Origin of the sequence: Vibrio sp. 10N.286.51.B11, from assembly GCF_041469245.1 — a bacterium.
Classification (GTDB): domain Bacteria; phylum Pseudomonadota; class Gammaproteobacteria; order Enterobacterales; family Vibrionaceae; genus Vibrio; species Vibrio crassostreae_C.
This window is the reverse complement of the sequence record NZ_JBFRKI010000026.1, coordinates 176284-191543: the sequence shown is the minus strand read 5'-3', so window position 1 is coordinate 191543 and position 15260 is coordinate 176284. Positions and strand designations below refer to the sequence as shown.

The window sequence follows — 15260 nt, the reverse complement described above, 5'->3', positions numbered from 1 at the left end:
TGAAGACATGCGTAAACTTGTAGTAGCAATCCTAGTGTCATCTTTAGTCGGCTGTTCGATGGGGCATAGAGATCCTGTTGAGATTAAAGAGTCTTTAAACGAATCAATTAATGAAGCCAATAGCAGAGCGCTTCATGAGCTGCCTTCGTCGGTTCAAGATGACCTTATGCCTCAGCTTAATTCTGACTCGATGTCTCCGGGGATGGAAACGGTTAAGCGTTTTCGTATTCAGGCAAAAGGCGTTGAAGCGAGAACTTTTTTTGCCAGCTTAGTGAAAGGTACGGAATATAGTGCGGCTATTCACCCAAGTGTGTCTGGAAACCTTACGCTTAATCTAACGGACGTGACGTTAGATGAGGTACTGGCTGTTGCTCAAGATATGTATGGCTACGATATTGAAAAGCGTGGCAAAGTGATTCAAGTTTATCCTGCCGGTCTTCGCACCGTAACGATCCCTGTCGATTACTTACAAGTTAAGCGTTCTGGTCGCTCACTAACGACGATCACCACCGGCACGATCTCTAACTCAGATTCGAATTCATCGAGCTCTTCAAGCTCGAACTCAAACTCGTCAAATTCATCCAACTCTTCTAACTCATCGAATTCGACATCGAATGGCGGAACAGAGATTGAAACGACCTCTGAAAGTGATTTCTGGCCACAGCTTGAAGCGGCAGTTGCTCACCTCATTGGTTCTGGTGATGGGCAAAGCGTAGTGGTAACCCCGCAAGCCAGTGTGATTACGGTTCGTGCTTACCCTGACGAAATTCGTGAGGTTCGAGAGTTCTTAGGTATTTCTCAGAAGCGTTTGCAGCGCCAAGTTATCTTGGAAGCCAAAATCATGGAAGTGACCTTGAGTGACGGCTACCAACAGGGAATTAGCTGGTCGAATTTGTCTAAGTCGATTGGCAGCGGTGGCGTTGTAATTGATCGTCCGGCAAGTACTTTACCGCCGTTAGATGCAATCAGCTCTTTGTTAGGCGGACAAACTAACGTAACGATTTCAGATGGCAGCTTTGAAGCAGTTTTGAGCTTTATGGACACTCAAGGTGACCTTAATGTTCTATCGAGCCCGCGAGTCACGGCGGCAAATAACCAGAAAGCGGTTATCAAAGTGGGTACCGACGAATACTACGTAACAGATTTATCAAGTTCGGTCGGTAGTGGTGATGACGCGAATGTCGCACCTGAAGTTGAATTAACTCCGTTCTTCTCTGGTATCTCTTTAGATGTTACCCCTCAGATAGACGATAAAGGTAGCGTGTTCTTACATGTACACCCAGCCGTTATTGAGGTAGAGGAAGAAGTGAAAGAGCTCAACCTAGGTTCCACGACGGGCTTGGTGCAACTTCCTTTGGCGAAAAGCTCTATTCGTGAGTCTGATTCAGTGATTCGCGCCAAAGATGGAGATGTTGTGGTTATTGGTGGGTTAATGAAATCAAATACCAGTGATGTGACCTCTAAAGTTCCATTCCTCGGTGATATTCCAGCCTTAGGTCATTTGTTCCGTAACACCAATCAGTTAACGCAAAAAACTGAACTCGTGATCTTGCTTAAGCCAACGATCGTGGGTGTGAATACTTGGCAAAATGAGTTGGAGCGTTCACGTGATCTTCTTCAGCAGTGGTTCCCTGATGAAGAGTAATTGCTTACTTTCTCAATATAGAGTGGCAGTGTCTCACTAAGCTAGGTCGTCGTATGTATCAAGCTCACTTTGGTTTTGAACAACTGCCATTTACCTTAACGCCGAATACCGATTTCTTCTATGGTTTAGCGCCTCATTTCGAAGCGATTCAGACGGTAATCTCGGCGTTGGAAATGGGCGAGGGCGTGATTAAGGTGACCGGAGAGGTAGGCACTGGAAAAACCATGGTTTGCCGGATGTTGGTCAATCACCTACATGACTGTACAGCTCTGATCTACTTACCAAACCCTGTGTTATCAGGGGCAGACTTGCGCCAGGCGGTTGCAACAGAGCTTGGTTTAGCTGTCGATAATGAAGCAACCTTGGTTGATAACATTCAGCATAAGCTCATTGAATTGCACAATTCTGGTTTAAGAGTGGTGGCTATTCTTGATGAAGCTCAGGCTCTATCGGATGAAGCGCTCGAAACATTAAGGTTGTTTGGTAACCTTGAAACGGAAGATAAAAAACTGCTGCAGATTGTTCTATTAGGTCAGCCAGAATTGGATGCTCGATTAGAGGCTTATCACCTAAGGCAGTTTCGCCAAAGAATCACATTTAGTTCGACACTGAGACCGCTGAATCTCGATGAAACGGTGGCTTATATTGATAATCGAATCGCTAAATCTGGTGGCAGTCCTGAGTTATTCAGCTTGAATCAAAAAAAGGCGATCTGTCGTTCGTCGTTAGGTATCCCTAGATTGATAAACCAACTTTGCCATAAGGCTCTATTGCTTTCGTTCAGTGAAGATAAGAAAAGTATCGACAACCAACATCTTTTTTCAGCTATGCATGAAACGTACGATGTGTGTAAGCCTAAATTTAAAACGCCAATACTGTGGGGTTGGAATTAATTATGAGCGTCATTAACAACGCCTTGTCTGAATTGGCAAAGAAAAAGTCAGCGACTTCGATTGAAGCCGCAGTCGTACCTAAAGTAAAAACGCGTTCCCCCCTAGTTTGGGTTGTTGCAGGTTTTACTTTGAGCTTAGCGATGGGCGGTTGGGCGATATCGCAAGGCCCTGTGATTGATCAGTCTATTGTTGAGCAGTCAATCTCAACTCGAGATTTACAGGTTCAAGTCTCTGTCGTTGATGATTCAAATGGCATTCAGGAAGTTGCTCAACCTATCTCATCGCCAACTAAGAAATTGGTGACACTAGACTCTGCGATCCTTTCAACAGAAAACACTGCGATGGCAAAAAGCGCTCAATCTAAGCCTAGTGTTTCCGAATCAGTTGTTATGTCTGCCCCAAAAGCGACAAAACAACAAACACCGGCTAAACCTCTAAGCACGCCTAAAACGATTAGGACTGACATCCCCCAACCAGTTTACGTTGCTAGTGTGGCCAAAAAAGATCCTGCGTCTATCTCTAATGAGCCTATAACCTCTGGTGGTTCAGAAAATAGCGGAATGTTGATCGAGCAGGTTGAGTTAACTCCGGAACAGCTATCTGTGAATGCACAAGGTCGAGCTCAGAAAGCGCTTGATGCGAACGATCTTACTGGTGCGTTGAAAGGTTATACCGAGGCGCTGCGTTATACCCCAAGAAATGAAGATGTCCGTCAGAAACTTGCGATTCTCTATTTTGGTAAAGGCGATACTCGCAAAGCCTATGAGCTTTATCAGTCTGGTATCAAGCTCAACATCAACAGTGAAAAACTGCGTTTAGGGTTATCAAAACTGCTGGTAAAAGCGAATCAATCAGAAGCGGCTTTAAGTCCGTTAATACATTTACCACCGAACCCTACCCAAAATTATTTGGCGATGCGTGCGGCCTTGAGTCAAAAGAGTCAGCAAGAAGAAGTGGCATTGGAAAGTTACCAAAAGTTGGTTGAGGTCGATTCAGATAATGCTCGCTGGTGGTTAGGCTTAGCGATTCAGCAAGAACGTCAACTCGATTTCACAGCTGCTAAAGCGTCATACCAAGGTGCGTTAACCAGAGTCGGTATCTCATCTCAATCACAAAGCTTTGTGCGTGACCGGTTAAAAATACTCAATGCTTTAGAGGAGAGCGGCGATGCAAATTAGATTAAGAAAAAGACTTGGTGATTTGCTTGTCGAAGAAGGCATTATCACTGAGGCTCAAGTTGAACAAGCACTGGCCGCTCAGAAAAGTACTGGGCGTAAGCTGGGTGATGCGCTAATTGAGCTTGGCTTCTTGTCAGAACAGCAAATGCTGAGCTTTTTGTCGCAGCAGTTAGCGATTCCTCTTATTGATTTAAGCCGAGCCGTTGTCGATGTTGAAGCAGTACAGCTTTTACCCGAAGTACATGCTCGTCGCCTTCGTGCCTTAGTGATTGGGCGCCAAGGTGACACTTTGCGTGTTGCAATGAGTGACCCTGCGGATCTGTTTGCCCAAGAGTCTTTGCTTGGTCAGCTCGGCGATTACGCGCTTGAATTCGTTGTTGCTCAAGAAAGGCAATTGGTTGATGGCTTCGATCGCTATTATCGAAGAACCAAAGAGATTGCCTCGTTTGCTGAGCAACTTCACGCTGAACACCAAGTTAATGATGCTTTTGATTTCGATATCGCTGAAGAAGACAGTGATGAAGTTACCGTCGTTAAGCTGATCAACTCACTATTTGAAGATGCTATTCAGGTTGGTGCTTCGGATATCCATATCGAGCCAGATTCAAACGTATTGCGTCTTCGTCAGCGTATTGATGGTGTGCTGCATGAAACATTGCTGAATGAAGTGAATATTGCTTCAGCACTTGTACTGCGCTTGAAGCTGATGGCAAACCTCGATATTTCAGAGAAACGTCTTCCTCAAGACGGCCGATTTAATATCCGAGCTAAAGGTCAGTCGGTTGATATTCGTATGTCGACCATGCCGGTACAGCACGGTGAATCAGTGGTTATGCGTCTTCTTAACCAATCAGCGGGCCTACGTAAACTAGAAGAGTCGGGCATACCGAGTGATCTGTTGGTTCGTCTGCGTCAACAATTGCGCCGTCCACATGGCATGATTTTGGTTACCGGCCCAACCGGCTCAGGTAAAACAACAACCTTATACGGCGCGTTAAGTGAATTAAACGAACCGGGTAAAAAGATCATTACTGCGGAAGACCCGGTGGAATACCGCCTACCTCGTGTGAATCAAGTTCAGGTAAACCCTAAGATCAATCTCGATTTCTCTACTATCTTGAGAACCTTTCTACGTCAGGATCCCGATATTATTCTTATCGGTGAGATGCGTGACCACGAAACCGTTGAGATAGGCTTGAGAGCTGCACTGACCGGCCACTTAGTATTAAGTACGTTACATACCAATGATGCGGTAGACAGCGCGTTGCGTATGATGGATATGGGTGCTCCGGGTTACTTGGTCGCGAGCGCTGTTCGAGCAGTAGTCGCACAGCGATTAGTTCGTAAAGTGTGTACAGATTGTAAGGTTGAGGATGAGTTAGATGAACCTCGCAAGCAATGGCTGAGCGTCCGTTTCCCTAACCAAGTAGGTGTGCCGTTTATGAAAGGCCGTGGTTGCCAGAACTGTAACTTAACGGGTTACCGCGGGCGAATTGGTGTATTTGAAATGTTGGAGCTAGAGCAAAACATGATGGATGCACTGAGAGCTAATGATGCGGTAGGTTTTGCTCAAAAGGCGAGACAGTCTGAAAACTATAAACCGTTATTGGCTTCTGCGATGGAATTGGCTCTGCAAGGTGTCGTGAGTCTTGATGAGATAATGCATCTTGGCGAAGGTGATGCGTCCGGTGCCACTGACCCAATTTATCTGTAGGGGTAGAATGATATGCCAACGTATCGTTATGTAGGTCGCAGCTCTGATGGTAGTCAAGTAAGTGGGCAATTAGACGCGAATAACGAAGATCTTGCTGCTGAAAGCTTGATGAGTAAAGGGATCATTCCAACCTCTATCAAACTGGGCAAAAGTGGTGGTTCAGTCTTAGATATGGATGTATCGAGTCTGTTCTTTCCGAGTGTACCGTTAGAGGTGTTGGTTCTGTTTTGTCGACAGTTATACAGCCTAACCAAAGCGGGTGTACCACTATTAAGATCGATGAAAGGCCTCACTCAAAACTGCGAAAATAAGCAGCTGAAAGCCGCCTTGGAAGAGGTGGTTGCTGAGCTAACCAATGGTCGCGGCTTAGCGGCGTCAATGCAGATGCACCCAAAGGTATTCAGTCCGTTGTTTGTCTCGATGATTGGCGTTGGTGAAAACACAGGCCGTCTAGATCAGGCTTTACTGCAATTAGCTGGATATTACGAACAAGAAGTTGAGACTCGCAAACGAATTAAGACTGCGATGCGTTACCCAACATTCGTGATCAGTTTTATCTTGATTGCAATGTTCATTCTTAACATCAAGGTTATTCCACAGTTCTCAAGCATGTTTGCGCGCTTTGGTGTCGACTTGCCGCTGCCTACTCGTATCTTGATTGGTATGTCTGAGTTCTTTGTGAATTACTGGGGCTTAATGCTTGGAGTGATCTTTGGTCTTATCTTCGCTTTTAAAGCTTGGGTGAAGACAGACAAAGGCTTGGAAAAGTGGGATCGATTACGCTTAAAAATGCCGGTCATTGGCGGGGTAGTGAATCGAGCACTGTTGTCACGCTTCTCGCGTACTTTTGCTTTGATGCTTAAAGCGGGTGTTCCACTGAACCAGTCGCTAGCGCTTTCGGCGGAAGCTTTAGATAACCGTTTTCTAGAGTTGCGAGTTCAAGCCATGAAATCGGCCATTGAAGCCGGTAGTACGGTTTCGTCGACCGCGATTAACAGCGAAATTTTCACACCGCTCGTGATACAAATGATCTCCGTCGGTGAAGAGACGGGGCGTATTGATGAGCTATTACTTGAAGTGGCTGATTTTTATGACCGCGAAGTCGATTACGATCTGAAAACCTTAACCGCCAGAATTGAACCCATTTTGTTAACCATCGTTGCAGGCATGGTGCTGATTTTGGCGCTAGGTATCTTCTTGCCGATGTGGGGAATGTTGGATGCGATCAAAGGCTAGGGAATGCTAAATAACCTACAACGCTCACGTTTTGTTATTTGGACAGTGGTTATTCTTTTTCTTATTGTCGGTGTGCTTTCGGCATTCAAAACGGTAGAAGAAGAAGCGACTAACACGGCATTTATCGTCGCGAGCAAGCGGATTTTAGAGCAAGCCAATTTGTTCAAACAGCAGTATTTGTTATCGGGTGCTGGGCAAGAAGAAGGCTCGGAACCCCCAAAGATCTACAGCAGAACTGGGTGGGTAATGCCTATCCAAGGTACGGAGCGAGACTGTAATTATTGGCTGGATCAATTATATCCTCAAGGGAGCATTTTAGGGCTAAGCTCTCCAAGAGTTGAAGATAAAAGTGACAACAGACACTTTCACTGTAGTTATCATTATACTGATAAATATCAGGTAGATATATTACTTGAAAGAGAAAGGTTTAGTGTAAAAGCCAATATTTTGGCTTTGTGAAAATATTGACAGTTTTAGTATGGTTTTATACGTGCGCGAATGTATAATGCGCGTTAATAATTAGATGAGTAGGTAGAAAATGCTTAAGAATCAAAAGGGTTTCTCCCTTGTCGAATTAGTGATAGTGATCGTAGTTGTTGGTTTATTGGCGGTCGCTGCGTTGCCTCGTTTTCTTGATGTGACGGATGAAGCCAAGAAATCCAGTATTGAAGGCGTTGCTGGCGGTTTTGCGACAGCAGTACTGTCGGCAAGAGCACAGTGGGAAGCAGAGGCTAGGCCATCAGAGAAGATAGGTGTTGAAACATACAATACTGTAAACTATGATGGTGTTGATTTTTGGTTAACAAGATCAAAAAACAGTAACAACGTCGAGACCGACTTTCGTGATGGCTATCCGTGGACTCTGAACAATAATTCGAGCACTGCTCCACAAGATATTTCAGATGAAACATGTTCTGAGTTGATGGAAAACTTGCTGCAAAATCCACCTAAAGTAGGTGCGGTTTCAGATGTCGCTAATGACTCAAATTACAAATATTCAGCGCAAGCGAATTCAGGTGATGCAACCTGTACTTACGTTCAATTAGAAGGTAGTACAGAACATGAATTTGTTTACGAAATTAAAACTGGTCGTGTGACCGTAACTTTGCAGTAAGTCTGCGTAAAATTAAACATAGAGAGAGCTTAACTATGAAAAGACAAGGCGGTTTCACCCTAATCGAACTAGTGGTTGTAATTGTTATTCTAGGTATTCTTGCTGTAACTGCGGCACCGCGTTTCCTAAACCTGCAAGATGATGCTCGCACTGCAACATTAGAGGGCTTACGTGGGGCTGTAGCAGGAGCCATGGGGATCTCTTATGGTAAAGCGGCAATCAACGGCATTGAAGCTACAACATATACTGCTTTTACTGATGATGATAATCCAGGTACTGTAGTTGAAGGTATAGCACATAGTTTTGGTTACCCTGTTGCTGTTAACGATGAAACTGCTAACCAAGGCGGTATCATGCAAACCTTAGATGTATCAAATGAGTTCGTGGTTTTAGATAGCTCTGAAGATGATGCAACTGACCCTACAAATACTACTATTGACATTGGTATAGACGGATACACTGTGCAATGTGTTCAGTATACAGCAGCTATTGATGCGAATACGCCTGCGACTGTATTGATTGTTGATGGTGCCGATGGAAACTGTGGCTTATAATCTCCAGTGAATATTATCTAGATTTTAGGCCGGCTTTTGTCGGCCTTTTTCTTCCTATCGCTCATAAATATCAAAACTATTCATATACATAAGATCGTTAGTTTCGTTATCTTGTATAATCAGTATTCGCTAGGCAGTTAGAGACTTATTATGGATAACAGCCCCCCACCCAAAGGCTTTACTCTGGTAGAGCTGATCATCGTTATCATTATCCTCGGTATTGTTTCCACCTTTGCCGCAAGTCGCTTCGTCGGTACATCTAGCTTTTCTACTTTTACTGCGCAAGAGCAAACCATTTCCGTAATTCGCCAAATCCAAGTCAATCGAATGCAATCGAACGTTTCAGCGGCTAATGACAGTTTTCGCCTTGCTATAAATAGTAACTGTCTAGGTTCTGTCACCGCTTGCAGTTTAAATCTATCGAACAGCGCTCAAAAGTCACAAGCCGATGCGCGTAGTGATTATGTACGTATATCAGACATAACGTTTTCTCCAGCGAATACTGTTATCGACTTTGATTTATTGGGGAACCCTTCAGTAAGTGCTGGAGTGAATATTACTATTAACTCTACTTCTTCAAATAATAGCGCCCAAGTTTGTATTAATTCTCAAGGTTACGTGCGTGAGGGAGCATGTTTATGATGCGCTCCCGTGGCTTCACTCTTATTGAAAGTATTGTGGTGATTATCGTACTGGGCGTTGCTATGGTCACGATTACTAGTTTTTTAGCTCCTCAAGTGGCGGGCTCCGCTGACCCTCAATATCAAAACCGCTCAGTAGCTTTAGGGCAGAGCTTAATGAATCAAATATTGGCACGTGGCTTTGACCATAATAGTGACTTTGACGGAGGGGTAATGCGTTGTGGTGATTTTGAATATAGTGGTTGCACTGATCCCGACAAGCTTGGGGTTGATATTGATGATGGTGAACAAGAAGGTAAGCCAGCAACGTTTAATGACGTGGACGACTATATTGGTTGCTGGTATACGGCTGCGACTGAATCCGCCTGCCTGTCGAGTACTACGAATGAATTAGCCAATATACTTGATGAACAGATAGATGATAGCTATGCCAATTTTCGGGTGGAAGTATCTGTGTTTTACGATGGCAACATGGACGGAATTGATGACAACACAATTGGCCCGATGAAGCGTGTTGAGATACAGATCTTCGGTGGTAATAATCGTTATAACGTCGTTGCTTATAAGGGGAACTACTGATGAAGCAACGTGGTTTTACCTTAATTGAGATGATTGTAACGATTGTCGTCGTAGGTGTGATTGGTTTAGCGATCGCAGGCTTTGTTGAATACGGCATGAAAGGTTATGTCGACACTATCGATAGACAAAAGGTGCAAGTAAAAGGGCAGTTTGTTGTTGAGAAAATGTCGCGAGAAATCAGTCATGCGGTCCCTAATAGTTTTGATTCGAGTATTACTCCGGCTTCGGTTTTTGCTCAAAAATGTCTTACCTTTTACGCTATTAAGTACTCAGGCTTTTATCACCTTGATGAAGCGACAGATGAACTGAATTTTATTATCGGCCAAGACTCCCCAATACTCGATGCAGATGATTTCCTTATTATTAACCCAACCGCGTACTCGGAGTTGGTGGCTGGTTCAACTAAGCGAATTCCTGTGTCGGGGTTAGTCTCAACGAGCAATGTGTTTACCGCTTCTTCGGTAAGTTTGAGTAGTCAATCTATTGCTAAACGTCATTATATTTACGATGACAGTGATAGTGCTCCGGTGAGTTACTGTTTAGTAAACGATACTATTCAGAATCAAGGTTTAATCCAGCGTAACGGAGTCACTGTGGCGGATAGCATCAATTATGCCGACAGTAATTTTCGTTACGAAGAGCCAAGTTTACAAAGAGGTGGCGTGATTCACATCGATCTTGTACTTGAGCAAAACAACGAAGTAAGTGTTTACCAACAAGATGTGCAGGTACTTAATGCGCCATAGTAAATCATCCCAAAAAGGCAGTGTTTTGGTCGTTGCAATATTTGTTATTGTGGTGATGGGCTTTCTTGCGACTTCTTTAGTGCAAGTACAATGGTCAAACCACGATACATTGACGCGTAAACAACTTGGAACACAGGCTTGGCTATTAGCACATTCCGCTAATGAGTGGGCACTCACTCAAGTTTATCCATTAACGGTTTCGCCTGCGGTTTCAACCAGTGTGAGCACCGTCTGTGGTAACTTAAATTCAAACCAAGTGAGTAGTGGGATGTCGACTATCTGTGCAGTTGAAGAGTTAACTTGTACTCCGATCGGAATTTTAGATGATGTTGGTTTTTTTAAGATTGAATCTACTGCCATTTGCGGGTCAGGTATTAACCAAGTGCAACGAATTCAAGAAGTTTGGGTGAGGGAGTCAATACGATGAAAGCATGTAGATATATTTTAGTTGCCTGTTTCTGCCTATTCCCTTTGATCGCGACAGCGTCGACTTGTAACGTAGATCCGAGCGGTGAATTTAAAATATCATTTAATATCAATTCCGCCCAGCTTGTTGAATCTGTGTTTGCAGAGCAAGAGCCCGGAAATAACCGCCCGGAATACACCATCTGGACCAATGATATTAATGAGCCTACGGTGGGAGATACGCCCTTTATTCGCGATCCTCGTTACATGGTTGGTGGGGGAGACTATAGTGTTCAACTGATTTATCAGCCGGGAGCGGGAAATGATGCCGGAACCGCAGACTACTACGTTGACGATGGGCAGGGTTTTACTTTTTTAGGCAATTACCCCGCAGACTTTAAAGGTATTCACCCGCAAAGCGTCGATATTAATAGTGGGGACAGTACTGAACTAGAATGTGACAGCTCGGATATCGAGCCACCGCCGGTTTATTCAAACGATGCTCAGTATGAATTTGGTATCGTTCAGTGCTCTGGTGGAGAATGTAAGATCCCACTGACTCAGTCTTATACCAACACGCCACTGGTGTTTGTGATGCCAACCATTGATTCAAGTGCCCCTGACGCGGATGCTCCTGCAACGTTAATGGTTACCGAGGTAAGCAAAACCGAAGCGACCATCAAGCAGATTAAGGCGCCAAAGAATGGCGGTGGTTCAGATTTAGATAGCCAACCGATAACAGAAGTCAGTTACCTTGCGATTGAGCCCGGTGTGGCCGATTTTAATGGCCATGAAGTCATAGCGGGTTATTTGAACACCGATGCAGCCAGTGCTAAATCAGGCTCAAATAGTAATGATAGAGTCCTTTATAGCGATTTTGGCGGAGCTGGCTTTTCTTCTAATCCGGTGGTATTGCATCAAATTCAAACTCGAAATAACAATGATAAATGGATGACCTCTGGCAAGGTTAGGCGAACCGATGAAACGTCATACATTGATTTGTTTTTGGAGCTAAGTGCTTCTCACCGCAGTAACGATGATTATGACGATGAGAAGATCGCGTTTTTAGCGACGTTAGCCACCAATACTAACCTTGATGTTGATGGTTTTAAGGTTCAATTTGCAAGAGGGTATGATACGCCAAGTCAAAGCGGTAATGACCCAATGTTGGATGGCTGTGAGGATAAGTATGCTACCACCTCTCTAACGAATATTGACGGGATCATAGCTAATAAACAAGAGAGGGCTGGTGGACACGGAGGCTGGCTACGTCGATGTAACATTAACACGAACCAAGTTAGCTTTGTTGTAGATGAGGACTTTAGAGACCGCACGCATATTCTGGAAGAAGTGGGTTACTTTGCGTTTGAGTTACCTGAGGTGGTTCCTGTTGCCAACGTGTGTAACTTGTTTCCCGAGCCCATTCAGAGTTGGACTGGTGTGAATAGCTCATTGACGGTTACCAGCCAGCAAACAAAATTTAGCGGCTGGTCTAATAACTATATTAATCAATCTTTAAAAAAGGTCTCTGAAGGCTATGAGCTCTTTAATGATAAATGGACAACAAAAGATGACTTTTTATTATTGGGTTTTGATGATGCGAGTGAGTTTTATCATATTTATAATTTTCCAGTGTGTGATGAACATCAATGTGATGTTGGTAATAATGATAGCCAACTTGAATTAAGAAAGATTAAAGGCAGTTACGTAACCTCTATTGCAGAAAAAAATCCATCAGAAAGTTTAACCATTACGGGCAAGGCTTCGGATATTTTGCAGAGCTGCGGAGCGGATTCAGAGATATGTTCTTACCAAATTAACGGTGAAACAATAGATGTTTTCATTGAGAGTAACTTGTCTAAGCTCGTTATCAACAAGCAGGGGAATGATTATAATCTAGTTCGAGTCGTCTTAGATGAAGACAGTTATATCTCAGATGTTAAAGTTAGTGGAGGGGCGGGTGTAGAACTGGTTTTTCCTGATAATTCCACGGTGACCTTTGATAATTATGAGCATGATGCAGGAGATTTGGTATATGCCTTTGAGGGCAACTCTCAAATAAATGTGATAACACGTATGAAGTTTAACTTGGCAGTTGATATACAATCTGACTTCGCTTATCCCATTATATACGCTCCTAAAGGTGAGGTCATATTTGACGTTGGGAACTCTACTTTCAAAGGATTTATTCTCGCAGATACTGTAGATTTAAATCAGACAGCTATTCATGGTGCAGTGACAGCGAGAGTCGCCGTGCTTGATAATGGTGTAACGATAATCAAACCTGATTATTCTTGTGAACCCCCAGTACAGCAAGGATTATTGGTTGTAGAACCTCAACAATTATATAGCCTAACCTGTGAGCGAATTCCGGTTGAGTTTCGCCTAGAAGAGAATGGCGAATTGGTCGACTCTAATGAGCAGTTTGAAGCGACGGTAACCCCAACGGGAACGCGATGGTGTAAGGGTGAAGCTAACAATGCGTGTGAAACTCCGGATTATACGTTTGATGGTGGCATTCGAACCTTGTATTTAGACTCTGATACGGTTGGTAGTTTCAGTGTTGGGGGAGTCTACGATTCAGAGCCCGCAACATCGACACAAGTTTTTTATGTGCCCTATAAGTTTGATACAAGCCCAAGCCAAATACATATGAATGCAGCTCAAGACTCTCAAGAGTTAGTGGTAGAGGTGACGGCTCAAGCTTGTGATCAAGGCGTTGTTAGCCCAGTAAATGGCTATACTAAAAACTTATCATTTGATGCTTCTAAAGATTACTTTCTTGAAATGCCTACCCCTGAAGATGGATCACTTGATGACTTCTCAGTTACAGATCTAAATTTTGATAATGGTGGTGCTACAACTGAAGTAAATTGGAGCAATGTTGGGCAAGTTAATGTAGTTATCAATGATCCTAGCTTTGATTGTTCTGAAATTGAAGGGTGTCCTATTTATGAACAGCCTGATTCCGCAAGTTCGGGGTTGGTTGGTAGCTTTGTTGTCAAATCTAAACCTTATGAGTTTGCTGTATGTACTGATAGCGATTCAAGTGGAACGAGTACAGAATCCAGTAGTAGTGGCTTTGTTGCAGCGGGGGAGAGCTTTGATGTGGACGTGAAACCCATGATTACCGGAGCTAATGTAAATTCCGTATGTTCAAATAATGTAGGTGTTCCTTCGAATTATTTTGTGTCTCAAGCTTCGATCAGTGTTTCCCATTATTTAGACACACCAAGTGAGGGTGTACTTGGCTATTTGATGCCCGACACGATATCTCCGAGTATTTCAATTAGTGATCAGTCAAATGGTGGGTACCAACTTGATGGGTTAACCTACTCAGAGGTAGGAAGTTTTGAATTGGTTGCAATTGAAACGGGTAACTTTTATAGCACCATTGCCCCTCCAAATGGTGATTCAGGTGTCACTGGGTCTAAAACTATCGGCCGTTTTTACCCCAAATACTTCATGCAAGGTGACCCTGAGTGGAATGTTACAAATCAAAATAATATTGCGTACCTAAGTCAACCTTATGACTCTACAGTTCACCAAGTATATCCAATGGCATCAGGTGAGAGTGATACGGATGATGCGCTCAATAACTACCGATTCTTCAGTTCAGACCTGCAAGCTAGTTTTGGTATTCTGGATGACACCAGTATAGATAATGATTTCTTGCTAGATACGGACGCTGGGTCTTGGTCTGTTGATCGTAAACATTGGTTACTGAATGACAATGCAGCTGAGCTGCAAAGAGTTACGGATTCAGATGACGTTAGCCGCAGAGATGGTCCTTTCAATACCAGTGATGCTAGCTCAATAGCCACTAATTTTGGTTTAACAGTGACAGGAGTTGATCCTGTGTCATTTACGGATTCAGACCCTGTTACCGATTCAGCTGCATTCCCAGTTCAACCTCCTGCCCGATATGGTCGAATGGCGCTCGATGATATTGGTGGCAATTCTGATACTACTCTAACTATTCCATTGCGCGCTGAGTTCTGGGATGGCAGCGAGTTTATTGTTAACGAGGATGATGACCGCAGTACCTTCAATGGGGCTAATACTTGTAAACAAGTTATTTGGCACAGTGAAGGGGCGGCAACCACTTTAGTTTCACTTAACGGTAGTGGAAATGTGGATGATGGAGAAGAAGAGGTCACAGCAAATCAAAATACGCCAGCAGGAACAGACGCGCCACGTGAGCAAGTTCGTCTGTGGTTAAGAATGGATGACTCTGAGCCTGATAGCGATGGCGGAAATAACATCTCATGTAGTGGCAGTGATCAAGATCAACCATGGCTACGTTACAACTGGCGCCAACTGGGTGATGAAGATCCATCCACCGTCGTCACATTTGGTATCTACCGCGGTAACGATCGTGTGATCTACCGAGGTGAAAGTGGCTTAACAGGTCAGTAATAATATAATTTTTGCCCCTTAAGTTAGGAATCTGTAAGAAATTGCGGGTTTCAGTCCATGTTTGCACTTCAATGCCTTGCCGTAACAGCAAGGCATTGGTACATTTAGTGCAATTTTTGTCTTCTAATTCTTGCAG

The 15260-nt window shown here is 43.8% G+C and carries 13 protein-coding genes; all 13 read left to right on the top strand.

Annotation, left to right across the window (positions count from 1 at the left end):
- The first annotated feature begins 7 nt into the window (after positions 1-7).
- The 13 genes from mshL (at position 8) to AB4154_RS14060 (ending at position 15124) form a co-directional block, all read left to right on the top strand.
- Positions 8-1645, top strand: coding sequence for a pilus (MSHA type) biogenesis protein MshL (mshL, locus tag AB4154_RS14120; protein WP_102321221.1), 1638 nt, complete (start codon positions 8-10; stop codon positions 1643-1645).
- Positions 1646-1698: 53 nt separating this feature from the next.
- Complete coding sequence (locus tag AB4154_RS14115) at positions 1699-2538, top strand: ExeA family protein (protein WP_017061348.1); 840 nt, start codon at positions 1699-1701, stop codon at positions 2536-2538.
- A gap of 2 nt (positions 2539-2540) precedes the next feature.
- Positions 2541-3716 (top strand): lipopolysaccharide assembly protein LapB, encoded by a 1176-nt coding sequence (locus AB4154_RS14110; protein WP_017071536.1) that lies wholly within the window; start codon positions 2541-2543, stop codon positions 3714-3716.
- Positions 3706-5430 (top strand): GspE/PulE family protein, encoded by a 1725-nt coding sequence (locus AB4154_RS14105; RefSeq protein ID WP_017061350.1) that lies wholly within the window; start codon positions 3706-3708, stop codon positions 5428-5430. The genes AB4154_RS14110 and AB4154_RS14105 overlap by 11 nt, the downstream gene beginning before the upstream one ends.
- Positions 5431-5442: 12 nt before the next feature.
- The gene (locus tag AB4154_RS14100) at positions 5443-6666 is read left to right on the top strand and encodes a type II secretion system F family protein (protein WP_017061351.1); all 1224 of its coding nucleotides are present in this window, start codon (positions 5443-5445) and stop codon (positions 6664-6666) included.
- Between the two features lie 3 nt (positions 6667-6669).
- Positions 6670-7125 carry a hypothetical protein gene (locus AB4154_RS14095; RefSeq protein ID WP_017068728.1) on the top strand — a complete coding sequence of 152 codons (456 nt, stop codon included), beginning with the start codon at positions 6670-6672 and terminating at the stop codon, positions 7123-7125.
- A 79-nt stretch (positions 7126-7204) separates the two neighbouring features.
- Positions 7205-7780, top strand: coding sequence for a prepilin-type N-terminal cleavage/methylation domain-containing protein (locus AB4154_RS14090; RefSeq protein ID WP_048618134.1), 576 nt, complete (start codon positions 7205-7207; stop codon positions 7778-7780).
- A 35-nt stretch (positions 7781-7815) separates the two neighbouring features.
- Positions 7816-8334, top strand: a complete 519-nt coding sequence (locus AB4154_RS14085) for a type II secretion system protein (protein WP_017061354.1) — start codon at positions 7816-7818, stop codon at positions 8332-8334.
- Between the two features lie 150 nt (positions 8335-8484).
- Positions 8485-8976 carry a prepilin-type N-terminal cleavage/methylation domain-containing protein gene (locus AB4154_RS14080; RefSeq protein ID WP_372123332.1) on the top strand — a complete coding sequence of 164 codons (492 nt, stop codon included), beginning with the start codon at positions 8485-8487 and terminating at the stop codon, positions 8974-8976.
- Positions 8973-9554 (top strand): prepilin-type N-terminal cleavage/methylation domain-containing protein, encoded by a 582-nt coding sequence (locus tag AB4154_RS14075; RefSeq protein WP_017071541.1) that lies wholly within the window; start codon positions 8973-8975, stop codon positions 9552-9554. Before AB4154_RS14080 ends, AB4154_RS14075 begins: the two co-directional genes overlap by 4 nt.
- Positions 9554-10300 (top strand): prepilin-type N-terminal cleavage/methylation domain-containing protein, encoded by a 747-nt coding sequence (locus AB4154_RS14070; protein WP_050645578.1) that lies wholly within the window; start codon positions 9554-9556, stop codon positions 10298-10300. Before AB4154_RS14075 ends, AB4154_RS14070 begins: the two co-directional genes overlap by 1 nt.
- Entirely contained in the window at positions 10290-10727 is a 438-nt protein-coding gene (locus AB4154_RS14065) for an MSHA biogenesis protein MshP (protein ID WP_372123330.1), read from the top strand. The genes AB4154_RS14070 and AB4154_RS14065 overlap by 11 nt, the downstream gene beginning before the upstream one ends.
- Positions 10724-15124 (top strand): DUF6701 domain-containing protein, encoded by a 4401-nt coding sequence (locus tag AB4154_RS14060; protein WP_372123328.1) that lies wholly within the window; start codon positions 10724-10726, stop codon positions 15122-15124. Before AB4154_RS14065 ends, AB4154_RS14060 begins: the two co-directional genes overlap by 4 nt.
- Positions 15125-15260 lie beyond the last annotated feature (136 nt).

Bases quoted from the DNA above. Each gene is read 5' to 3' on its own strand.
- AB4154_RS14065 (WP_372123330.1), top strand. From the start codon at position 10,290: ATGCGCCATAGTAAATCATCCCAAAAAGGCAGTGTTTTGGTCGTTGCA.
- AB4154_RS14115 (WP_017061348.1), top strand. From the start codon at position 1,699: ATGTATCAAGCTCACTTTGGTTTTGAACAACTGCCATTTACCTTAACG.
- AB4154_RS14100 (WP_017061351.1), top strand. From the start codon at position 5,443: ATGCCAACGTATCGTTATGTAGGTCGCAGCTCTGATGGTAGTCAAGTA.
- AB4154_RS14080 (WP_372123332.1), top strand. From the start codon at position 8,485: ATGGATAACAGCCCCCCACCCAAAGGCTTTACTCTGGTAGAGCTGATC.
- AB4154_RS14075 (WP_017071541.1), top strand. From the start codon at position 8,973: ATGATGCGCTCCCGTGGCTTCACTCTTATTGAAAGTATTGTGGTGATT.
- AB4154_RS14060 (WP_372123328.1), top strand. From the start codon at position 10,724: ATGAAAGCATGTAGATATATTTTAGTTGCCTGTTTCTGCCTATTCCCT.
- AB4154_RS14110 (WP_017071536.1), top strand. From the start codon at position 2,541: ATGAGCGTCATTAACAACGCCTTGTCTGAATTGGCAAAGAAAAAGTCA.
- AB4154_RS14105 (WP_017061350.1), top strand. From the start codon at position 3,706: ATGCAAATTAGATTAAGAAAAAGACTTGGTGATTTGCTTGTCGAAGAA.
- mshL (WP_102321221.1), top strand. From the start codon at position 8: ATGCGTAAACTTGTAGTAGCAATCCTAGTGTCATCTTTAGTCGGCTGT.
- AB4154_RS14070 (WP_050645578.1), top strand. From the start codon at position 9,554: ATGAAGCAACGTGGTTTTACCTTAATTGAGATGATTGTAACGATTGTC.
- AB4154_RS14085 (WP_017061354.1), top strand. From the start codon at position 7,816: ATGAAAAGACAAGGCGGTTTCACCCTAATCGAACTAGTGGTTGTAATT.
- AB4154_RS14090 (WP_048618134.1), top strand. From the start codon at position 7,205: ATGCTTAAGAATCAAAAGGGTTTCTCCCTTGTCGAATTAGTGATAGTG.
- AB4154_RS14095 (WP_017068728.1), top strand. From the start codon at position 6,670: ATGCTAAATAACCTACAACGCTCACGTTTTGTTATTTGGACAGTGGTT.